We start from the raw sequence: 22,042 nt of genomic DNA on the forward strand, positions 1-22,042 counted from the left end.
CCTGTTCAACGGTCGTCGTCTGCGTTTGCTTCCGCGTCTGCGTCAGCGGGCGCCGCACCCGGCTGGCGCGGGTCGGGCGGCGGGGTCTCGCCGCCTTGCGCAACGCCTTTTTCCTGACCATTCGCCGCAGCCTCGCTGTCTTGCGCCGCGCCCGGTTCGCCGTGACGCGCAGGCCGCGCGCCCAACACCACGAGCGTGTGCGCGGCGACTTCCACGCTCGTGCCGGGCAAGGCGTGCGGCGGCTCCGCGGGGCGCGCGCTGTCGAGCAACACGGACCACTCGAAATGCGGGGCGGCGGCCGTGAACGTCACCGCGTGCGCCGCGGCGTTCAGCATCATCAACAATACTTCTATTTCGCCGTCGAGTCCTGGCCCTGCGCGCCGCATCGCGAACGCGCGCGCCTCGGGGTCCTGCCACGCTTCCGGCGAGAGTGGCGCACCGTGCTCGTCGAACCAGTCCACGTCGTGCACGCCCGGCAGCACGTCGCGGTCGCCGAACAGAAAATGCGTCTGCCTCAGCAAGGGATGGTCGCGGCGCAGCGCGATCGCGCTCGCGACGAACGCGGTCATTGCCTCGCCTTGCGGCGTTGCGGCAAGGGTCCAGTCGAGCCAGGACAGCTCGTTGTCCTGGCAGTAGGCGTTGTTGTTGCCGAGCTGCGTACGGCCCGCTTCGTCGCCGGCTAGCAGCATCGGCGTGCCGAGCGCGACGAAGAGCGTCGCGAGCATCGAGCGCGCGACGCGCGCGCGCGTATCGAGAATCGCCGGATCGTCGGTGGGGCCTTCCGCGCCCCAGTTCGCGCTCCAGTTCTCGTTGTGGCCGTCGCGGTTGTCTTCGCCGTTTGCTTCGTTATGCTTGTGTTCGTGCGCAACGAGATCGGCGAGCGTGAAGCCGTCGTGCGAGGTCACGAAATTGAGCGACGCCCAAGGGCGGCGCGTGCGCTTGTCGAAGAGATCGGCGGAGCCTGTGAGGCGCGCGGCGAGATCGGCGCGCTGGCCGGGGTCGCCGCGCCAGTAGCGCCGCACGCTGTCGCGAAAGCGGTCGTTCCATTCGGCGAAGCCCGGCGGATGATGGCCGAGCTGGTAGCCGCCCGGCCCCACGTCCCACGGCTCGGAGATCAGTTTGACGCGCGAGAGCACGGGGTCCTGGCGCAGCACGTCGAAAAAGCCGCTGGCGGGATCGAAGCCGTGCGCTTCGCGCCCGAGCGTGACGCCGAGATCGAAGCGAAAGCCGTCGATACCGTACGAGGTGACCCAGTAGCGCAACGAATCGGCCACCATCTGCAGCACGCGCGGATGCGTGAGGTTGAGCGTGTTGCCGCAGCCGGTGTCGTTGATGAGATGCCGTTCGTCGCCCGGCACGCAGCGGTAGTAGCTCGCGTTGTCGAGCCCGCGCCACGAGACCGTCGGCCCGCCTTCGCCGCTTTCGCAGGTGTGGTTGTAGACCACGTCGAGGATCACTTCGATGCCGGCCGCGTGAAGTTGGCGCACGGCAATGCGCATTTCGTCGGGATCGTGGCCCGAGAGATACGAGGGCTCGGGCGCGAAGTACGCGGCCGTGTTGTAGCCCCAGTAGTTGCGCAGGCCGCGCTCGAAGAGAAAGCGCTCGGTGAGCAGGGCCTGCATCGGCAGCAACTCCACGGCGGTTATCCCGAGCTTGTGCAGATGCTCGATGAAGTGCGGCGCGGCGAGGGCCGCGAAGGTGCCGCGCGTGTGCGAGCGTAGTTCGTGGCGCAGCATCGAGACGCCGCGCAGATGCGTCTCATAGATCACGGTTTTGCCCCACGGCGTGTTCGGCCGCACGTCGCGCGACCAGTCGAACGCGTCGTGAGTGACCACGGCCTTGGGCATGGCGGGCGCCGAATCGCGCCGGTCGAACGAGAGGTCGGCGCGGTTCGAATGCACGCGGTAGCCGAACAGCGTGTCCGACCAGCGGAACTGGCCGATCAGCCGCTTCGCGTAGGGGTCGAGCAGCAGCTTGTATGGATTGAAGCGGTGGCCCAGATGCGGTTGATAGGGGCCGTGCGCGCGCAGTCCATACACCGTGCCGGGATGGGCGCCGGGCAGATAGCCGTGCCAAACTTCGTCGGTGCATTCGGGCAGCGTGTAGCGCGTGCGTTCCTTGCGCCCGGTCGGGTCGAACAGGCACAGCTCGATGCGCCACGCATGCGCCGAGAACACCGCGAAGTTCGTGCCGAGTCCGTCCCAGGTCGCGCCAAGCGGGTAGGGTGCGCCGGGCAGCAGCCGCTCGGGCAGGCCGTTAGCCATGTCGATGCTCCTTCTCGTGCTTCTTGTATTGCATCGGATTCCTGATGGATTTTTGGCGGACGCGGCGTGTGCGAATCGTCATCGGCGCAGGCGCAGTATCAGCGTGCCGAGCGGCGGCAGTACGAACGTCGCCGATTGCGGCTTGCCATGGCTTTGCACGGGCTCTGTGCACACGAGGCCCCCGTTGCCCATGTTCGAGCCGCCGTAGACGCTGGCGTCGGTGTTGAGCACTTCCTCCCATTCGCCGGGCTGCGGCATGCCGATCCGGTAGCCGAGGCGCGGTACCGGTGTGAAGTTGCACACCACCACGATCTCGCGGCCCGAGCCGTCCACGCGCCGCCACGCGAGCACGCTGTTTTCGGTGTCGTCGGAGACGAGCCATTCGAAGCCGCCCGGATCCGTGTCGAGCATGTGGAGCGCGGGTTCGTCCGCGTAGAGCCGGTTGAGGTCGCGCACCAGCGTTTGCACGCCGCGATGCAGCGGTTCGTCGAGCAGGTCCCAGTGCGGCGTGCCGTCGTGATCGAACTCCGCCATCTGCCCGAACTCGCTGCCCATGAACAGCAGCTTCTTGCCCGGGTGCGCCCACATGAAGCCGAAGTACGCGCGCAGGTTCGCAAAGCGCTGCCAGCGGTCACCCGGCATCTTGCCGAGCAGCGATCCCTTGCCGTGCACGACTTCGTCATGCGAGAGCGGCAGCACGAAGCGCTCGGACCACGCGTAGACCATCGCAAAGGTCATCTCGAGATGGCGATAGCGCCGGTACACCGGGTCTTCGTGCATGTAATGGAGCGTGTCGTGCATCCAGCCCATGTTCCACTTGAACTGGAAGCCGAGGCCGCCGTCCTCGGGGCGCGCGGTCACGCCTGGCCAGGCCGTCGATTCCTCGGCGATGGTGATCACGCCGGGGCGCTGCGGCACGTACTGCGTTTCGTGATTGAGGCGCTTGAGGAAGGCGATCGATTCGAGATTCTCGCGGCCGCCATGGACGTTCGGCACCCATTCGCCGGGCGCGCGCGAATAGTCGCGGTAGAGCATCGAGGCCACGGCATCGACGCGCAGGCCGTCGACGTGATAGCGCATCAGCCACGCGAGCCCCGAGGCGATCAGGAACGCGCTCACCTCGCGGCGGCCGAGGTTGTAGATCATCGTGTTCCAGTCGGGGTGATAGCCCTCGCGCGGGTCCGAGTGCTCGTAGAGCGCGGTGCCGTCGAAGTCGATCAGGCCGTGCGCGTCGTTCGGGAAATGCGCGGGCACCCAGTCGAGGATCACGCCGAGTCCGGCTTCGTGCGCGCGGTCCACGAAGGCCGCGAAGTCGAGCGGCGAGCCGAGGCGCGCCGTGGGCGCGAATTGCGACAGCGGCTGATAGCCCCACGAGCCGCCGAACGGGTGCTCGGCGATGGGCAGCAGTTCGAGATGCGTGAAACCCATGCCTTGCGCGTAGGGAATCAGGCGCTCTGCGAGCGCCTGCCAGTCGGGCGCGGGGGTGGGCGCATCCGCGCCATGGGTGGGGAGCCACGAGGGCGCGTGCACTTCATAGATCGACATGGCCGCGCGCGTGCTCTGCTTTTGCGCGCGTGTTTGCAACCATTCGCCGTCGCGCCACGCGAAATCGTCGAGCGCGTCCACCGGCGCGACCACCGAAGCCGTGGCGGGCGGCGCTTCGGTCTGGAACGCGCACGGATCGGCCTTCAGCGGCAGCACTTCGCCGCGCGCGCCGAGGATCTCGTACTTGTAGCGCGCGCCGGCGGCGATGCGCGGAATGAACAGTTCCCATACGCCGGCTTCGTGGCGCAGCCGCATCGGATGGCGGCGGCCGTCCCATGCGTCGAAGTCGCCCACCACGGAGACGCGCCGCGCATTTGGCGCCCAGACTGCGAAGCGCACGCCGGGCACGCCCTCGCAGACGAGCGGCCGCGCGCCCAGGCATTCGAGCACCGCGTAGGGGTCGCCGTCGGCGAGCCGATGCAGCGCATCCGGTGAAAGCTGCGGGCCGAATGAGTAGGGATCCTCTGTTTCATGCGTGACGCCGTGCCAGTTGATTTCAAGCCGGTACGGCACAGCCTGCGAGAGCGGTCCGGCAAAGAGCCCCGCGGGATGCACGAGCGCGAGTTCGGCAAGGGTCTGCGCGCGGTCGCGCGCGAGCACGCGCACCTGCGCCGCGTTCGGCAGCCACGCTCGCACGTACGGCGCGCCATCGATCCAATGCAGACCGAGCACCGCGAACGGATCGGCATGGCGGCCTCCGAGGAGCGCGTCGATGTCGTGCTGCTGCAGGCCGGCGTCAGGGTTGCGTTCAGCCATGTCCGCTTCCTCCAGCGTGCGGGTGCGTTGGCGTGCTCGTAGGCGCCTGGGTGGGCGCCAGGTCGAGCACGCGGTTCGCAATCGCAGCAAGCCCGCGGATCGGCAACGCGAGCCAGCTGGGCCGGTTGGCCGCCTCATAGCGGATTTCGTAGGCCGCCTTCTCGATCAGGAACAGGTCGAGCAGCGCCTGCTCGTGGGTGGCGCTCACGAGCGCGAGCGGGGCTTGCGAAGCGGCCGCGCGATACTGGCTCAGGAAGGTCTCGGCCGCGTGGTTGCGAAAACGTTCGAACAGCGCGTGCTTGCGTTCGGCAATCCGCTGCGGGGCGCTTTCCGTGGTCGACTGGGCCGCCGCGCCCGCGTAGGAGAGCGAGCGCAGCAGGCCCGCGACGTCGCGCAGCGCGCACTGCTTCGCACGCCGGTATTCGAGCGAGCGCGCGGGCTCGCCTTCGAAGTCGATCAGGTACGCATCGCCTTGAGAGATCAGCACTTGGCCCAGATGGAAGTCGCCGTGAATGCGGATGCGCAAGGTCGAGGCGTCGAGCGGCACCAACTCGTCGAGCTTTGCCATCAGCAAGTCGCGGCGCTCGACGAGTCTGCGGGCGAGTTCGCGCGTGTCGTCGTCGAGCGTGCGAACGTTCTCGCCGGTGTGCTGCGCCACGATGTCGAGTGCCTCGGCCAGCATCTTTTTCGTATCGGCGATCCATAGTCCTACGTCGTCGCGCGTCGCGGCTTCGGGCGTGAAAGCAGCGTCGTCGCCAGGCGTGGCGAGCACCGCGTGCAGTTCGCCCAGACGTTTGCCGATCGCGCCGATCACCGACGCGTAGTTCTGCATCACCTCTTCTTCGTGCGCCTGGTCGCCGGTGTCGCCGTCGTCGGCGGCGAGCGCAAGGTCGTCGACGGTACGGCGCAGATAATCGAGCGCCCAGTCCCACGCATTGCCCTGGTTGTCGATATAGCCTTGCAGGATCGCGAGCGTATGCGGCACGCCCTGCGGGTCCACGCGCACCACTTCTCCGTAGAGCGGCGCGGTGTTCGCGTAGCCGTGCTTGGTGAGGTAACGGCTCATTTCCGCTTCGGGATGCACGCCCGCGATCAGGCGGCGCACGAGCTTGAGCACGATGGTTTCGGCCACGATCAGCGAGCTGTTGCTCTGCTCGGCGGCGAGCCAGCGCACTTCGGGTGCTTCGCCCAGATCGATCTCGTCGAGACGGTCGGTGGGTTCGAAGCGGATCGTGCTGCCCTGCACCGTGGGCACGGCCGCGCGCTCGCGCAGCTTGCGCAGCACGCCGTGGGCGAACCATGGCAGCGAGAACGCGTCGGTGAGATAGCCGATCGTGCGCCCGCGCCGCACGCGCGAGAGCGCGAGCTGGATATGCAGCGGCGTGGTGATGTCCGTGCCCCACGTGATGGCGATGGGCAGCACGTAGCGCTCGCTGGTGCCGTCGGCGAGTTCGGCTTCGATCTCGGTGAAGGCGAAGCCCGCGCCGTGGATGGTCGTGAGCGCGGCGAGCCGCACGCCGCGCAGCGCCTTGTCCTTCGAGGCGAACCAGCGCCGCCGCGAGAGCCATGAGGGCAGCACCTCGGATTCGAGCAGGCGCACGTTCTCGGGTGTGGCCCCGGTCTGGCCTTCGCGAATCACGACCGTCACGAATTCGGGCAACTGCTCGGAAGTCGGCTGGCTCCACGAGGGCCGCTGATCGCCTGGGCACAGCAGGAACCACAGGAAGCCGTAGGGCGGGAACGTGAGCAGATACGGCAACTGGCCGACGGGCGGGAACACCGAATCGGCGGTCATCTCCACGGGCGCCGCGCCCGCGAATTCGGAGAGATCGAGCTCGACCGCTTGCGGCGCGCGCGAGAGATTCGCCACGCACAGGATCGCGGGTTCGCCCGGCGTCTCGCGCAGATACGCAAGAATCTTGCGATTGGCGGGGCGAAGGAAGCGGATCGAACCGCGCCCGAACGCCTGGTTCGCGCGGCGCGTGGCGAGCATGCGCCGCGTCCAGTTGAGCAGCGAATGCGGGTCGCGCGTTTGCGCCTCCACGTTGATCGCGTCGTAGCCGTAGAGCGAGCCCATCAGCGGCGGCAGCACCAATTGCTCGGGGTCGGCGCGCGAGAAGCCGCCGTTGCGGTCCGACGACCACTGCATCGGCGTGCGCACGCCGTCGCGGTCGCCGAGGTGAATGTTGTCGCCCATGCCGAGCTCATCGCCGTAATAGATCACGGGCGTGCCCGGCATCGAGAGCAGCAGCGAGTTGATGAGCTCGATGCGGCGGCGGTCGCGCTCCATGAGCGGCGCGAGGCGCCGCCGGATGCCGAGATTCAGGCGCGCGCGCCGGTCGCTCGCATAGGTGTTCCAGAGATAGTCCCGTTCGGAGTCCGTAACCATTTCGAGCGTGAGCTCGTCGTGATTGCGCAGGAACACGGCCCACTGGCAGCTCGGTAACAAATCCGGCGTCTGCTTCATGATGTCGATGATCGGGAAGCGGTCTTCGCTCGCAATCGCCATATACAGGCGCGGCATCAGCGGGAAGTGGAACGCCATGTGGCATTCGTCTTCCTGGCCGAAGTACTCCTGCACGTCCTCGGGCCACTGGTTCGCCTCGGCCAGCAGCATGCGGTTGGGGTAATGCTCGTCGATGGTCGCGCGAATCTGCTTGAGGACCGCGTGCGTTTCGGGCAGGTTCTCGTTGTTGGTGCCTTCGCGCTCGACAAGGTAGGGCACGGCGTCGAGGCGCAGCCCGTCGATGCCCATGTCGAGCCAGAAGCGCATTACGTGCAGCACTTCGCGCAGCACGGCCGGGTTGTCGAAGTTGAGGTCCGGCTGGTGCGAATAGAAGCGGTGCCAGTAGTACGCGCCCGCGACGGGGTCGTGGGTCCAGTTCGACGGCTCGGTGTCGATGAAGATGATGCGGGTTCCCTGGTACTTCTGATCGGTGTCCGACCACACGTAGTAGTTGCGATGGTTCGAGCCGGGCTTCGCGCGCCGCGCGCGCTGGAACCACGGGTGCTGGTCCGAGGTGTGATTGATGACGAGCTCGGTAATCACGCGGATGCCGCGCGCGTGCGCTTCCTGAATGAAGCGGCGCACGTCGGCGAGCTGGCCGTAGTCGGAGTGCACGTTGCGGTAGTCGGCGATGTCGTAGCCGTCGTCGCGGCGCGGCGAAGGATAGAACGGCAGCAGCCAGATCGCCGTCACGCCGAGGCCTGCGATGTAGTCGAGCTTCGCGAGCAGGCCCGGGAAGTCGCCAACGCCGTCATTGTTCGAGTCGTAGAACGACTTCACATGCACCTGATAGATGATCGCGTCCTTGTACCAGAGCGGATCGTCGGAAAGCTGCGAGGGCTTGCCGCGCTTTTGCGTGCCATGGCGCTCGTGGTCCGCATGAACGTCGGCCTCGGTGGCCGTCGAATCGTGCGTGAGCGGGGCTTCTGCGTGCGGCGGTGTCTCGTGGGAGGCGGGATCGCGTTTCATGTCGCTCCTCCGGGCGGGAAGTCCTGGTCCAGTTCGGGGTGACCTTCGATATGCGGCTCGTCCGCGGTTTCCAAGGTTGCGGTTTCGCGCGGCAGTCCGTCGAAGGGCGCGATGCGCCAGATCGCGAATGGCCGCGCGTGCGGATCGAGCCGCACATGCTGCCAGCGGCCTTGCCATTCGAAGCGCTCGCCCGTGATTTCGTCGACCACGGCCAGGCGCGCGCGATCGTCGATCTTCCAGTGCTGGAAGGTCGCCCACGAAAGTTCGAAGTCGGCGCCTTGCTCGGCGTGGGGGTCGAGATTGATCGCCACTACGACCACGTTATCGCGCGCGGGCGTGGCTTTCTCGAAGCACAGCATGGCTTCGCTGTGTGTGGTCAGGAAGGTGATGCCCAAGTGCGTCTGCAGCGCGGGATTCGCGCGGCGGATGCGGTTGAGCGCGGTGATCTCCGGAACGATGTTGCCGGGCCGGTTCCAGTCCCACGCACGCAGCTGGTATTTTTCGGAGTCCAGATATTCTTCGCTGTTGGGTAATGCGCGCGCTTCGCAGAGTTCGAAGCCGCTATAGGCGCCCCACAGGCCAGAGAGCAGCGAGGCCAGCGCCGCGCGGATCAGGTGGCTCGAACGCGCGCCGCTTTGCAGATAGCGCGGGTTGATGTCGGGCGTGTTGACGAAGAAGTTGGGCCGGTAGAAGTCGCGCACCGCGGTCTGCGTGAGCTCGGTGAGGTAGTCGATGAAATCGCGCTTGGACTCGCGCCACGTGAAGTACGTGTACGACTGCGAAAAACCGATCTTGGCGAGCCGGTACATCAGGCGCGGGCGTGTGAAGGCCTCGGAGAGAAAGATCACGTCGGGGTGGCGCGCGCGCACGTCGGCGATCATCCATTCCCAGAACGGCAGCGGCTTGGTGTGCGGATTGTCGACGCGGAAGATGCGCACGCCGTGGTTCACCCAGAACAGGATCGCATCGCGCAGCGCGAGCCAGAGGTCGGGCTTCGCGTCGTGCGCATAGAACTCGGGGTTCACGATGTCCTGGTATTTCTTCGGCGGATTCTCGGCATAGCGCAGCGTGCCGTCGGGCCGCCACGCGAACCAGCCCGGGTGCGCCTTGAGCCACGGATGATCGGGCGAGCACTGAATCGCGAAATCGAGCGCGATTTCAAGGCCGTTCCGATGCGCGGCGCTCACCATGCGGCGGAAGTCGTCGAGCGTGCCAAGCTGCGGATGCACGGCAGTGTGGCCGCCTTCGGCCGCGCCGATCGCGTAGGGGCTGCCCACGTCGCCGGGCTGCGCGGTGAGCGAGTTGTTGCGGCCCTTGCGGTTGGCAAGACCGATCGGATGGATGGGCGGGAAGTACAGCACGTCGAAGCCCATGTCGCGGATGCGCGGCATCTTCGCGATCACATCGTCGAAGGTGCCGTGGCGCGTTTCGTCGTCGCTCATCGAGCGCGGGAAGATCTCGTACCAGCTCGCGTAGCGCGCTGCGCCGCGTTCGGCGTCCACGCGCTGCACCTGCGCGTCGCGCGTGAGGAACGGGCGATGCCGGGCCGCGCGCACGGCGGCGGCCGTGGCGGGCGCGGCTAGCAGAGCGCAGCGCGGTTCTGTGTCGGCGCTTACGAAGCGCTTCACGAGCGCCTCGAGTGCATCGTGTGCGTGCGTGGGGCCGCTTGGCTCGTCCTCGCCCGAGGTTCGCGCCGTCGCGAGCACGAGTGCGAGCAGGCGGCTCGCTTCTTCGAGTTCGAGGTCGACGGGCTGATGCACCGCGCGCTTCTTCAGCAGATGATCGACGAGCGAAGCGAAGTCGTCGCGCCACGCGATTACGACGAATTCATAGCGTCCCACGCGTTCGAGCGGAAAGTGGCCGCTCCACAGGTCGGTGCCGGCGGGCTGCATCGGCGTCATCGGCGCTTCGTGCCACGCGGTCTCGTCGGCGGCGCGCCAGAGGACGGCGGCGTCGATGCGATCGTGACCCTCGGCAAAGATCGCCGCGCGCACTTCGCAGCGCTCGCCTACCACGCGCTTCGCGACGAAGCGGCCATGATCGACCGAAGGCTCCACGCTTTCGATGGCGATGCGCGGCGCAGCGATCGCTTCGAGCACGCTCTTGTGACCGCTCGTGGGCGACTTCGCGAGGTCCTCGGGCGGTGCGAGCGTGACCATCGGACTCGCCAGCGCGCCAAACATCCAGCACGCGCCTGCGGGCAGCGTGAAGGTTTCGGGCACGGCGCTCGCGTCGCGAAGTGCGCTTGCGCTCGGGCGCTCGCCGCGCAGCGTTTGTGCGTCGAGCGGAGTGAAGCGCGTGAAGCCGCCGGGTACGCCGTCGAGCAGATGCGCCATGTTCACGCGCACGGGCGCATCGAGCGAAGGATTGACGAGCGTGAGCAGCGCTTCGCCGGACTCGCGCAGGTCGGCGTGGTCGCCGCGCAGCAGCGCGGCCACGGGCGCGCCGGGACCGTTGAGCGCGCGCAGTTCGCCGTTGGTCTGGAGCGTCCACGTTTCGCGCTGCAATGCGTTGGCGTGCGCGATATCGGCGCTGAGGTCGAGCGGCGCACGCGTTTTCGCGGCTTCCCATGCGTGCGCGTCGTGCGTTTGCGTGTCGTGGCCGATCGTTTCGTCGATACCGTATTCGAAGCCCATCGGCACGAGCCAGCCGGTTCCCGTCGCCGCCGCCGCGCGCAGCATGCGGCGGCAGGCGCGCTCGACGGTGCGCAGGTCCAATGCCGCGCCGTGTTCGCGCAAATCGTGAATGAGGCGCGGGCCGTACGGCGCCTCGGGAAACGCGATGGGCGAGCCCACGCGCTGCACGACCGCGTGTTCCTCGACGAGCCAGCTCGACGAAAAATCCCACCAGCGCAGCGACGTGAACGCGGCGTCGAAGCCAGCGTGCTCGAGCCGCGCGAGATCATCGCGCGCAAGGCCCGGCGTGGCCGCGAGCCAGCGCGTTTGCGGATGGCTCGCGCGCACCGCGTCGAAGATCGCGCGCAGCACGTTGGCCGGCACGCGATGCGGCGAATCGATGCGAAAGCCGCCGATGCCCGCATCGGCGAGACGGCTCGCGAGCTGCGTCCACCATATCGCGAGCGGCGCGCCCGCGTGCGCGAAGTCGGCATAGGCGACGTTGGCGTCGCGATGGCCGTGGCGCGGGTCGAGCCGCGCGTCCTCGGGCTCGAACGGATGGAACCATTCGGGATGCTCCGCGTGGAGCGCGCCGTGGGCAGCCGTGCGGTCGAGCGTGAGGTCGGCGAGCAGCGTGATGCCGCGCGAGCGCGCGGCGGACGCGAGCAGGCGCAAGGTCTCGTCCATGGGCTCTTGCGTGCCGAAGGCGGGATGCAGGCGTGTGTGATCGGCGACGACGCGGTCGTCGCCCGTGGCGCCCGATGTTGCGATGCCCGGCGCGAACAATGCGCCTATCAGGACGTGGTCGAAGCCGAGCGAGGCCGCGTGCGCGAATTGCGCGGGCCACGCGTCGAGTGCTCCGACGAGGACGGAATGAACGAAATAGATCCGCGGCGCATAGGCGTGGGGAGCTTCCATCGGTCTTATCCAGTTCGTCGGGCGACGTGGATGCAAGGCCGATGTAATAGCGGTTGCGATCACGTTGCCCGTGGGCTGCCGGAGCGCACCGCACAAGCCATGCGAGTGGTACGCCCTGTTCAGAGTAGTGCAAGAGCCGGCCGGAGCCAAACAGGCGCCAGGCAGAAACATCGCCGGGAACCAGGCACGGGGGAGATGCAGCAAGGCGTATGCCCGAGGCCGCCGTTCGACCGGTTGCCGGCCACCACGCAGGTTCGTCGAGCGCGTGTTATGCCGGGCATCGCAACGCACGGTTTGTCGAATCGGGGCAGGAAACGCTATATTTCAGGCGCAGCGCGTCCTCTGCATTTTTCGTGCGGAGCGCCGTTCGACGCGCGCAACCTGGACAAGATTACAAACTTTTCCCGTATGCATCGTCGCCGGTATTGGCGGCAAGTGTGTAACCCCGCTCGCTTGGGGTAGACCCTTCGTCTGGAGTATCCATGACCGATGTGACGCAGGACGGGACCACTCATTTTCCCCATGCGCGTGCATCGCGCGATCAGCACGTCGCACGTCCGGGCCGTCGCCGGTTCGTGACGGGGGCGTGCGCTGCCGCCGCGACGCTTGCTTTCGCATTGGCCGGCCGGCGTGGCGCGCAATACGCATTCGGCATTGCCGATGCATCGGCCGCCAATTCTGCCAGCGCGGCCAGCGCAGCCAGCGCCGCCGGTGGCGCGCCCGCGAACAGCGGCTACGAAGCCTTCATCGCACTCTCCCAGCGCCTCACCGGCCGCACGCGCTTTGACGCCGTGCTCGGCCAGCGCATCTACGCCGCGCTCGCGCGCGCGAACAGCACGTTCGAGCAGAACGTCGGCGCGCTCAACACGTGGATCAAGGGGCACGGCGGCGTGCCTTCGGACATCGTCACGGCTGCGCTCAAGACCGATCGGCCGGAACTCGCAACGACCGTCGGCGAGATCATGCGCGCGTGGTATCTCGGGCTCGTGGGCGACATGCCGAAGGCGCAGGTGCTGGCCTACGAGAAAGCGTTGATGTTCGATCCGGTCAGCGATGTGCTGACGATTCCGTCGTATTGCCGCGACGTGCCGTTCTACTGGACAACGAAGCCCGCGGACATGCCGGCAGCCACGATGGCTGCGTTGTCCACGACATCGGCATCGACGGCGGCCAGGCCGTAGGCGACGAGGGACGACAATGGCGATCAAGCATTCTGCCGACGTGGTCGTGGTCGGCTCCGGTGTGGCGGGCAGTCTGGTTGCGTACCAGATGGCGCAAGCCGGCGCATCGGTGATCCTGCTCGAAGCGGGGCCGCGTCTTGCGCGCTGGCAGATCGTCGAGAACTTCCGCAACTCGCCGGCCAAGGCCGACTTCGCGGCGCCGTATGCGTCGATGCCTTATGCGCCGCATCCGCAGTACTCGCCGCCCAACGGCTACCTCGTGCAGAAGGGCGACTATCCATACAACGCGCAATACTTGCGGCTCGTGGGCGGCACCACCTGGCACTGGGCGGCAGCGGCCTGGCGTCTTTTGCCCGCCGACTTTCGCCTGAAGACGCAGTACGGCGTGGGCCGCGACTGGCCATATCCGTACGAGACGCTCGAGCCGTGGTATCTGGCCGCCGAAATCGAACTGGGCGTCTCGGGCCCGGACCCGGCGCGGCACGACCTCGGCTCGCCGCGCTCGAAGCCCTATCCGATGGACATGCTGCCGCTCTCGTACATGGATCAGCGCTTTAGCGACGTCCTCAATGCCAACGGCTTTCACGTGGTGCCCGAGCCCGTTGCGCGCAACAGCCGCCCATACGATGCGCGCCCGACTTGCTGCGGCAACAACAATTGCATGCCGATCTGCCCGATCGCGGCGATGTACGGCGGCATCGTGCACGCCGACAAGGCCGAGCGCGCGGGCGCGCGGCTCATCGCGGAGGCGGTGGTGTACCGCATCGAGGCCGACAACAAAGGCCTCATCACGGCCGTGCATTACAAGGACCCGCACGGCAACAGTACGCGCGTGACGGGCAAGTTTTTCGTGCTGGCCGCCAACGGCATCGAGACGCCCAAGCTCATGCTGATGTCGACAAGCGACGCGTTCGCGCACGGCATCGGCAACCGTTCGGACCAGGTAGGCCGCAACCTCATGGATCATCCGGGCACGGGCGTCGCGTTCCTCGCCAACGAGCCGCTGTGGCCGGGGCGCGGGCCGATGGAGATGACCTCGGTGGTGAACTTCCGCGACGGCGCATTCCGGTCCGAGTACGCCGCCAAGAAACTGCATCTCTCGAACGGCGTGGCCACGCCGGCCGTGACCGCCGCGCTCATCAACAACGGCGTGACGGGCGCGGAACTCGATCGCGAGATCCGCGAGCGCGCCGCGCGCACGCTGACCATCAACAGCTTCCACGAGCATTTGCCCGAGCCGCAAAACCGCGTGCTGCCATCGAGCGAGCGCAAGGACGCGCTCGGCATTCCACAGCCCGAGATCCATTACTCGATCAACGACTACGTGAAGAAGAGCGCCGCCGACACACACGATCTCTACGCGAAGATCGCCGAGCTTTTCGGCGGCACGGAGGTCGCTTTCGACGACACCTTCGCGCCCAACAATCACATCATGGGCACGACGATCATGGGCGCGAACCCGGCCGATTCGGTCGTCGACGCCGACTGCCGCACGCACGACCATTCGAACCTGTTCATTGCCGGCAGCGCGGTGATGCCGGCTGCCGCCTCTGTGAATTGCACGCTGACCATTGCCGCGCTGGCGCTCAAGCTGGCCGACAAGCTGCGCGGCGAGCTGTAAGACGAGCTGTAAGACGAGCTGTGAAGCGACAGAAACCGACGATGAACGCAAGCAAGCCTCCCACCGATGGCACCCACCACGCGCAGCGCATCCAGCGGGCCCAACGCACGCGCGCCACGCTGGCAGCGATGCTGTTCTGCGCGTTCGCGCTCTACGTGGCGTGGCACGCCGCGCACGACGGCGAGACGCACCCCGTCGACGAAATGCTGCTGCCGGCCGCGCGCGGCGAAGGCCCGGCAGCCCTCGACGACGCCGCGGCGCGCCCGGAACTCGTCAAGCGCGGCGAATACCTCGCACGCATGGGCGATTGCGCCGCGTGCCACACCGCAGACCCGAGCCGGCCCTTCGCGGGCGGCCGCGCGATCAGCACGCCGTTTGGCAAGCTCTACACGCCCAACATCACGCCCGACCCCGATACCGGCATCGGCCAATGGAGCGACTCCGATTTCATGCGCGCGATGCACGAGGGCGTGGGCAAGGCCGGCGAGCGGCTCTATCCCGCGTTTCCCTATGTGGAGTTCACGCGCGTGACGGAGCAGGACGTGCTTGCGATCCGCACGTACCTGAACACGCTCGCGCCGATCCGTTACAAGCCGCCCGCCAACGAGCTGAGGTTCCCGTTCAACCAGCGCTGGCTGCTGATGTTCTGGAATCTGTTCAATTTCGACGAAGGCCGCTTCGTACCCGATCCGAAAAAGAGCGCCGAATACAACCGGGGCGCTTATCTGGTCGAGGGGCTCGCGCATTGCGAGGAGTGCCACACACCGCGCAATTTCATGCAGGGCCTGAAAACGGGCGAGCGCTTCTCGGGGGCGACGCAGGCGGGCTGGCAGGCGTACAACATCACGCCGGACCGAGCGGCTGGCATCGGCGGCTGGAGCAAGGAGGCGCTCATGAGCTACCTCGTCACCGGCGTGGCCGCCGGCCACGCGAACGCCGCCGGGCCGATGGCCGAGGTCGTGCAGAACTCCACGCAGTACCTGAGCGCCGAGGACCAGCGCTCGATCACCGCTTATTTGCGCGGGCAACGGCCGGTGGCGGGCGGCGTGACGCGCTCGCGCGATTCGTACGGCTCGCCCGCCAACGACGACGTCACCGCGCTGCGCGGCGCCACCATCACGAGCGTGAACGGGGCGCAGCTATTCGTGGCGAACTGCGCGAGTTGCCACCACTGGAGCGGCGCGGGCGTGGGCGCGAGCGCGCCGATCGCCTATCCGTCGCTCATCCACAACAGCGTGACTGGCGCGCCGAGCCCAGGCAACCTGACGATGACGATCCTGCACGGCGTGCGACGCCAGACCAGGGACGCCGACGTGCTGATGCCGGCATTCGGCAGCGAGCTGAGCAACGACCAGGTCGCGGCGATTGCGAACTACGTGACGAAGCAGTTCGGCGACCCGCGGGCGAGCATTACGCCCGACGAGGTGGCGGCGCTGCGCGCGCAGCCGCAATGACGCGCAGCCACCGTTACCGCGGCTACGCGAAAACCGCTCGCGAAACGATCATTGCCGCGCATACGTTGTGGAAACGCAGCGCTATGATGAAGCGATGACACCCACTCTCGCTCCTGTCGTCCAGCATCACGCAGCCAATGCGGCCGGTCGCGATTTCGTGATCGGCGACCTGCATGGTTGCGTGGACGCCTTGCGCTATCTGCTCCACAAAGTCGGGTTCGACGGCACGCGCGACCGCCTGTTCTCGGTGGGCGATCTCGTCGATCGTGGCGAACAGTGCGAGGAAGCGCTCGCGCTGCTCGACAAGCCCTGGTTTTACGCCGTGCTCGGCAATCACGAGGACATGCTGTGCGCCGTCGCGCAAGGGCGGCTCGCGCGGTTCCGCTGGTACGGCATCGGCGGGGGCTGGGCCCAGGGGCTGCCCGACCACGTGCTGGCCGCGCACGCGCAGCGGCTGCGCGAACTGCCGCTCGCGCGCGTGGTGGGTGAGGGCGCGACGCGCTTTAACGTGCTGCACGCGGAATTCTTCGGCGACGACGCCGCGCTCGACGCCGGCCAGTTCGATGCCGATGTGCGCGAGCGCATGCTGTGGGGGCGCGAGCTGGCGCTGAACGCGGCCATGCAGCCGCCGCAGCCGCATGCCGCGCTGTCGCTCACGTACTGCGGGCACACCCCAATGCGGGAGCCGCGCCAGATTGGCTCGCAGATGTTCATCGACACCGGCGCGTTCATTCCCGAAGGGCGTCTCACGATGGTCGAGGCGCTCACGCCCCGGCACTGGTCGATCTCCGTGCAGGCAGCGCGCGCGATGGGCGCGGCCGCGCTGTCGCTGCCTTGAAGGCTTGCCGCTGCCGGTTTCCCGAGCGTGGCTTTCCGTTCTCCTTTCGTGCAGGATTTTTGCCAATTTTGGTTCGATATAATCGCGGGCCGATCCAGGCGGGACCGGAACGGTTATTCGAGGGAGGAGACGGCGTGCGGGCAGTGGCAGTGATGGTCGCGGCATGGTGGATATCGACGTCGATGGCATGGGCCGTCGCGCCAGCGGTGACGCAGCACGGCGGCGCGGGCGGCGGCGCGACGGCGCGCGGGCAGGCCGCGAAGCCGGCCGGGACAGGGGCGCGGCATGGCGCGAAGCACGCGAAGGGTGCTGCGAGCGCGTTACACACGGCGCGATCCGCGCATTCCAGCAAGTCAACGAAGCCCACGAAGACTGCGCAAGGGTCAGCCCATGCACGGCCTCATGGCAAAACCGGGACGAAGTCGGCGGCCCATCGTGCACCGGGGACCTCGCAACAGGCGAGTAGCGCTCGTGCGCATCCGTCCAGATCGGCGACACAGGCCAGGCCCGCTGTGGCGCATCCGGCGTCGAATCACAAGCTGATGGTCGACGTGCCCTCAGCCCAGTCGCGGCGCGCGATCCCGCAGCCGCACGAACTTCCGCCGATTCTGAGCTGATTCACGCGGCCAGCCCGGCCTTTATTCCCCCGCGGCACCCCTCAAACGGCACCAAGACTCGACGCAAGCAACTGCAGCGTTGCGGCCGAACGCGACTCGCGCACGCGCGAATGCAGCATGACTCGCGAGGATGGCAAGGGCGGCAGCGCGTGCTTCGCGCCGACATCGACGAGCCCGCGCGGCGCCACGCGCCGGGCGAGCGCGGATACGGCAAGCCCCGCCTCCAGCGCCGCGCCCACTGCTGCCACGCCGCCGCCCACGAACACTTCCTGCCATTCGATGCCTGCCGTATCGAGCGCACCGATCGCTGCCGCGCGGACCGCGCATGGCCCCGCGAGCAGCGCGAGCGGCAGCGGCGTGCCCGGCTCCCAGCGCCATTCGGGCGCGGCGAGCCAGACCAGCGGCTCGTCGAAGAGCCGGCGTGTATCGCCGCGCGAAGCTTCTTCGGCTTCATAGCCCGCTTCATAGCCCGTTTCATAGCCAGCTTCCTGACGCACGATCACGGCGTCGAGCCGGCGCTCGTCGAACTGCTTGAGCAACTGCGCCGAGAGCCCGAGATGCAGCGCGATCACGAGCCCCGGATCGTGATCGCGCAGGAGCGCGAGCTGGCGGGCGAGCTGCGCGTCGGCGACATGCTCGCTCAACCCCAGCGAGAGACGCCGCGAGTCGCCCGCGAGTGTGCCGAGCGCGCGCTCATGCGCGCCGAGCAACTCGCGCGCCGCGCCGAGAAAGGCGCGCCCATCCGGTGAGAGCCGCACGACGCGCGGCGTGCGTTCGAGCAACTGCCGGCCGAGATGGGCTTCGAGCCGCTTGAGCTTGAGGCTCACGGCGGATTGGGTGGTGTCGAGCGCATCGGCGGCGCGCGTGAAGCTATGCAGTTCGGCGACCAGCACGAACGCGCGCACGGCATCGAGATCGAGCGGTTTCATTTCAAATGAAAATGAATGAAATATCCAGTGATATCTTTTTATTATGATAGGGCAGACCTAAGCTCTTGTCATGGCCCATCAATCACGGGTCATCCCACCCACGCTGAAGGAGCTCGACATGCCATTCACCCGAATCGCCGTACGCGCGGGCAAGCCCGCTGCCTATCGAAAAGCGCTCATGCAGGGCGTGCATCTCGCGCTCATGGAAGTGTTCAAGGCGCCAGAGGACGACCAGTTCATGATCGTCACCGAACACGATACCGACAATTTCGTCTTTGGACGGCACTACCTCGGCATCGAACGCAGCGACGACCTCGTGATGATTCAGATCGCCGTGAGCAATACGCGCGGGCAGGATCAGAAGAAGGCGCTATTCGCGCAGATCGCCGAAAACCTCGCGCGCGACCCGGGCGTACGGCGCGAGGATGTGTTTGTCAATCTCGTGGATGTCGCGCGCGAGAACTGGTCGTTCGGCAATGGAATCGCCCAGTACGCGACCTGAACCCGCTCAAAGCGCGCGGCTTACCAGCAGCGGGTCGATGGGACCGATCGCGGCCGCATCGCGGCGCGCATAAGGCAGCTTGTGCAGAACGTAGCGCATGGCGTTCAGCCGTGCACGCTTCTTGCAATCGGAGCGCACCACGGTCCACGGCGCGTCGGCGGTATCGGTCTGCGAGAACATGGCCTCTTTGGCCTGGGTGTATTCGTCCCATTTGTCGAGCGAGGCGAGATCGACGGGGCTCAGCTTCCACTGTTTGAGCGGATGCGCGCGGCGCTCCTTGAAGCGCCGGCGCTGCTCGGCGCAGCTCACCGAGAACCAGAACTTGATGAGGTGAATGCCGCTGCGGATCAACTGGCGCTCGAACTCCGGTGCCTGCTGCATGAATTCCGCGTACTCATCGGGCGTGCAAAAGCCCATGACGCGCTCGACGCCCGCGCGGTTATACCAGGAGCGATCGAACAGCACGATTTCGCCCGCCGAAGGCAGGTGCTGCACATAACGCTGGAAGTACCACTGGCCGCGCTCGACCTCGGTGGGTTTCTCCAGCGCCACCACGCGCGCGCCGCGCGGGTTCAGGTGCTCCATGAAGCGCTTGATCGTGCCGCCCTTGCCCGCGGCGTCGCGCCCCTCGAAGAGGATGACCACGCGCTGCCCGGTCTCGCGTACCCACGCCTGAAGCTTGAGCAACTCGACCTGCAGCCGGTATTTCTGCCGCTCGTAGGCGCGCCGCGACATCAGGTTGCGGTAGGGATAGTCGCCGTCGCGCCAGCCCGCTGCAAGCTCTTCGTCGGGATGGTGCGAGCGCGTCTTGCGCCAGTCCGACGGATTGCCTTCGAGGATGAGGCTGCGCAATTGCGCGGCTTCATCGGGTGACAGGCCTTTCATGAGTGCGGCGACCGAATCGAACAGCGAAGCGGGGGATTCGCCCCGCACCGCACCGTTCGCCGCGACGAGATCATGCATTGCGCCGGCGATGACCTCCGTGGCTGCTTCGACAGCGTTGTTGACGGCGTGCAACTCGGCGCTGCGCGCGGTGAGCTCGGGCCGACATGCGGCCGTATCGTGCTCGTCAAGCGAGGTTTGAGTGTCGGGCGAGGGATTCGGCGTGGCAGGGGGAGTGACCATCTTGGGCATGTGAGTGGTTTTCGCTACTTTATTGCTACGGCGGCTGGGCCGTGGCTGAGGGATGCCACGGCGCCGGTGCTTAGACGCTTTCGGCCTTGCGCAGGATCTGGTAGAGCGAATCCTTGAGCTGCAGCTTCTCTTTCTTGAGTTGCTCGATGGCCATGCCGTTCGCGGGGACGATGCCCGCTTCCATGTTCTTGATCTGCTGATCCAGGTCGTTGTGACGATGGAAAAGCCGAGCGAAATGATCGTCGTTCGTTTTGAGGCGCGAGATCAGGTCTCTGAATTCTGGGAACACTCAACACTCCTTACAGAAGTACGACACACCGGGCGATGTGCAAGTATTTATTCTTCCACTTCCGCCTCGCCACGGTTTTGATCGTCGTCATTCGGACCAAGTGGGTTGGGGAGGGTCCCGAGAGCGCTGGTGCGATCGTGCGTGTACTATCGGATGCAGCGATCTCATTATTGCCAGCGCTGTTCACGCCGTTTCAGATCGGTTTCACCCCAAGTCTTTGCCGTTTTCACCGCTTTCTGCCGCCCCTCTGATCCCTCGGAGCGTTCATGAGCCGCGTACTGGAAATCGTGCTGGATGTCGTGAGCGTCACGCCGCAAGCCTCGACCGAGGCCGTCGCTCCGCCCGGGCAGATTCCATCCGATTTCGCTGTGACCATGCGTGCGGTTTTGCCGCAGCTCGTGTCTGAAACCGACGACGCGGGCGAGCCGGTCGCGACCGTGATGTTCGACCGGGCCGGCGCGCTTGCGCGGGCGGGCTGGCGCATCGGCGTCGAGACGTGCGGCGCCGCGCAGTGTGTCGTCGTTTCCAGCCGGCGCCCATGGACGCCGGGCATCGTCGTCGTCGAGCCGATATTCACGGCGTGTCTGTACGCCAACGGTCTTGATACCGAGCTATTCGATGCCGCGCCCGAGCCATTTCGCGAGGTGCTCGCGGCAGCTGGGCCGCTCGAGCAGTCGGCGTCGCTGTCGGCGATGCGCAGCCGCTGGCAGTGGCCGCGCGATGGCGTCGATGTGGAGATCGTGCTCGATGCCGATGTCGGGGCGCTGCACGATGCGGGCGGGTGCCTGCACGAACTGCGCGTGAGCGTGCCGTGGCCCGAGGGCGAAGACGCCGAGCCGCTCATCGACGCGCTGTTCGCCTGCGCGCACGAACTGGCCGGGGCGTTACCCGCGTTTGTGCGCCTGAGCGATGCGCTCGAACGCGCGGCGGCCGGCAGCGTGGCTGGCGACGCTTGTGCGGTGCGCGCAGAGCCGGTCGATCTGGGCAGCGCGTGCACCGCCGGCGCGGCGCTGGTGGCGATCGGCGCGAACATCAGCGCGCACTGGTTCGGCAACGACTGGGGCGTGCGCGACTCGACAGCCAAGGCAAACGCAGTGAGCACGGAATTCATTCATCAGATGCGGGTGGCGCAACGGCGCCTGCGCACCGCCATGCGGATCTTTTCGCATTGGCAGGATAAGACGTGGTGCGAGCGCATCAAGCCCGAGCTCGATTGGTTCGGCGGGCTGCTTGGCGAGGCGCGCGACCGCGATGTGTTCGTCGAAGCCACGCTGCCCGCGCTCGCCGCCGCCGACGACGACCCCGCGCGCTGGCGCGCTGTGCTCGACGAGGCCGAGGCGCAGCGGCTCGTGGCCCGCGCGCGGTTGCGCGAGGCCTTGGCGGCGCCGCGTTATGCGCATGTCGCGCTCGCATGGCTGCAATGGCTGGATGCGCTCGCACGCAGGGTGCGTGCCGACGGCACCGACGCGCGCGCTTTGCATCGGCATGCTAACAAACGTGTGCGCCACTATTATCAGCAACTTGCTCAGGCGCAAAAGCTCACCGCCATCGACGATGCGGGCCGCCATCGTGTGCGGATCAACGCGAAATATCTGCGTTACACGCTCGAATTTTTCGCCCCCATTGCCTCGCGCCGCACACGCGAGGACACGGTGCGCACGCTGGTGCGCCTTCAAGGCGTGCTGGGCGACGGCAACGACGCCGCCGTGGCATTGCGCTATCTCGAGCGCATGGATGCGGAGCCCTATCAGCTCGGTTTCGCACGCGGCTGGTGCGAGGCGATGAAGCGTTATACGGCGAAAGAGGGCGAACGGCTCCTGCGCGAACTGCATCCGCCGAAAATCACGCGCGCGGTTTGAAGCGAGCTTGAATCGGGCTTGAACGCGACGCACGGCGTATTTCGC

13 protein-coding genes are annotated in these 22,042 nt (G+C 67.0%); 6 read left to right on the top strand and 7 right to left on the bottom strand.

The window, feature by feature from the left end:
• Positions 1-5: 5 nt before the first annotated feature.
• From glgX to NH14_RS02455, 4 genes are all read right to left on the bottom strand, one after another.
• Complete coding sequence (gene glgX, locus NH14_RS02440; RefSeq protein ID WP_084225811.1) at positions 6-2,264, bottom strand: glycogen debranching protein GlgX; 2,259 nt, start codon at positions 2,262-2,264, stop codon at positions 6-8.
• Positions 2,265-2,342: 78 nt separating this feature from the next.
• Complete coding sequence (glgB, locus tag NH14_RS02445; RefSeq protein ID WP_035531334.1) at positions 2,343-4,565, bottom strand: 1,4-alpha-glucan branching protein GlgB; 2,223 nt, start codon at positions 4,563-4,565, stop codon at positions 2,343-2,345.
• Entirely contained in the window at positions 4,558-8,040 is a 3,483-nt protein-coding gene (gene treS, locus NH14_RS02450) for a maltose alpha-D-glucosyltransferase (protein WP_035531337.1), read from the bottom strand. The genes glgB and treS overlap by 8 nt, the downstream gene beginning before the upstream one ends.
• A complete protein-coding gene (locus NH14_RS02455) occupies positions 8,037-11,573 on the bottom strand; it encodes a maltotransferase domain-containing protein (protein WP_084225812.1) in 3,537 nt (1,178 codons plus the stop codon). The genes treS and NH14_RS02455 overlap by 4 nt, the downstream gene beginning before the upstream one ends.
• A gap of 482 nt (positions 11,574-12,055) precedes the next feature.
• On the opposite strand from NH14_RS02455, the gene NH14_RS02460 reads away from it, so the two are divergent.
• The 4 genes from NH14_RS02460 to NH14_RS02475 all read left to right on the top strand — a co-directional run bounded on the left by NH14_RS02460 (position 12,056) and on the right by NH14_RS02475 (position 16,667).
• Positions 12,056-12,754, top strand: a complete 699-nt coding sequence (locus NH14_RS02460; RefSeq protein ID WP_084225813.1) for a sugar dehydrogenase complex small subunit — start codon at positions 12,056-12,058, stop codon at positions 12,752-12,754.
• A 16-nt stretch (positions 12,755-12,770) separates the two neighbouring features.
• Positions 12,771-14,375 (top strand): GMC family oxidoreductase, encoded by a 1,605-nt coding sequence (locus tag NH14_RS02465; protein ID WP_035531340.1) that lies wholly within the window; start codon positions 12,771-12,773, stop codon positions 14,373-14,375.
• A 41-nt stretch (positions 14,376-14,416) separates the two neighbouring features.
• Positions 14,417-15,829, top strand: coding sequence for a c-type cytochrome (locus tag NH14_RS02470; protein WP_084225814.1), 1,413 nt, complete (start codon positions 14,417-14,419; stop codon positions 15,827-15,829).
• Between the two features lie 94 nt (positions 15,830-15,923).
• Positions 15,924-16,667, top strand: coding sequence for a metallophosphoesterase (locus NH14_RS02475; RefSeq protein ID WP_035531468.1), 744 nt, complete (start codon positions 15,924-15,926; stop codon positions 16,665-16,667).
• A gap of 658 nt (positions 16,668-17,325) precedes the next feature.
• Here the strand turns inward: NH14_RS02475 and NH14_RS02480 are convergent.
• Positions 17,326-18,213, bottom strand: a complete 888-nt coding sequence (locus tag NH14_RS02480) for a LysR family transcriptional regulator (RefSeq protein WP_035531341.1) — start codon at positions 18,211-18,213, stop codon at positions 17,326-17,328.
• Between the two features lie 118 nt (positions 18,214-18,331).
• On the opposite strand from NH14_RS02480, the gene NH14_RS02485 reads away from it, so the two are divergent.
• Positions 18,332-18,715 carry a tautomerase family protein gene (locus NH14_RS02485; protein WP_035531343.1) on the top strand — a complete coding sequence of 128 codons (384 nt, stop codon included), beginning with the start codon at positions 18,332-18,334 and terminating at the stop codon, positions 18,713-18,715.
• 6 nt (positions 18,716-18,721) lie between these two features.
• On the opposite strand, the gene ppk2 is transcribed toward NH14_RS02485, so the two are convergent.
• Together ppk2 and NH14_RS02495 are read right to left on the bottom strand one after the other, a co-directional pair.
• Positions 18,722-19,849 (bottom strand): polyphosphate kinase 2, encoded by a 1,128-nt coding sequence (gene ppk2 / locus NH14_RS02490; RefSeq protein ID WP_084225815.1) that lies wholly within the window; start codon positions 19,847-19,849, stop codon positions 18,722-18,724.
• Between the two features lie 70 nt (positions 19,850-19,919).
• On the bottom strand, positions 19,920-20,138 hold the full coding sequence (locus tag NH14_RS02495) for an HP1242/YdcH family protein (RefSeq protein ID WP_035531345.1): 219 nt from the start codon (positions 20,136-20,138) through the stop codon (positions 19,920-19,922).
• Positions 20,139-20,404: 266 nt separating this feature from the next.
• On the opposite strand from NH14_RS02495, the gene NH14_RS02500 reads away from it, so the two are divergent.
• Entirely contained in the window at positions 20,405-21,997 is a 1,593-nt protein-coding gene (locus tag NH14_RS02500; RefSeq protein WP_052148380.1) for a CHAD domain-containing protein, read from the top strand.
• Positions 21,998-22,042 lie beyond the last annotated feature (45 nt).

It is taken from the genome of Paraburkholderia sacchari (assembly GCF_000785435.2).
GTDB lineage: Bacteria > Pseudomonadota > Gammaproteobacteria > Burkholderiales > Burkholderiaceae > Paraburkholderia > Paraburkholderia sacchari.

Excerpts from the sequence above, each read along its gene's own strand:
- glgX (WP_084225811.1), bottom strand. The coding sequence starts at position 2,264 with ATGGCTAACGGCCTGCCCGAGCGGCTGCTGCCCGGCGCACCCTACCCG.
- glgB (WP_035531334.1), bottom strand. The coding sequence starts at position 4,565 with ATGGCTGAACGCAACCCTGACGCCGGCCTGCAGCAGCACGACATCGAC.
- treS (WP_035531337.1), bottom strand. The coding sequence starts at position 8,040 with ATGAAACGCGATCCCGCCTCCCACGAGACACCGCCGCACGCAGAAGCC.
- NH14_RS02455 (WP_084225812.1), bottom strand. The coding sequence starts at position 11,573 with ATGGAAGCTCCCCACGCCTATGCGCCGCGGATCTATTTCGTTCATTCC.
- NH14_RS02460 (WP_084225813.1), top strand. The coding sequence starts at position 12,056 with ATGACCGATGTGACGCAGGACGGGACCACTCATTTTCCCCATGCGCGT.
- NH14_RS02465 (WP_035531340.1), top strand. The coding sequence starts at position 12,771 with ATGGCGATCAAGCATTCTGCCGACGTGGTCGTGGTCGGCTCCGGTGTG.
- NH14_RS02470 (WP_084225814.1), top strand. The coding sequence starts at position 14,417 with ATGAACGCAAGCAAGCCTCCCACCGATGGCACCCACCACGCGCAGCGC.
- NH14_RS02475 (WP_035531468.1), top strand. The coding sequence starts at position 15,924 with ATGACACCCACTCTCGCTCCTGTCGTCCAGCATCACGCAGCCAATGCG.
- NH14_RS02480 (WP_035531341.1), bottom strand. The coding sequence starts at position 18,213 with ATGAAACCGCTCGATCTCGATGCCGTGCGCGCGTTCGTGCTGGTCGCC.
- NH14_RS02485 (WP_035531343.1), top strand. The coding sequence starts at position 18,332 with ATGCCATTCACCCGAATCGCCGTACGCGCGGGCAAGCCCGCTGCCTAT.
- ppk2 (WP_084225815.1), bottom strand. The coding sequence starts at position 19,849 with ATGCCCAAGATGGTCACTCCCCCTGCCACGCCGAATCCCTCGCCCGAC.
- NH14_RS02500 (WP_052148380.1), top strand. The coding sequence starts at position 20,405 with ATGAGCCGCGTACTGGAAATCGTGCTGGATGTCGTGAGCGTCACGCCG.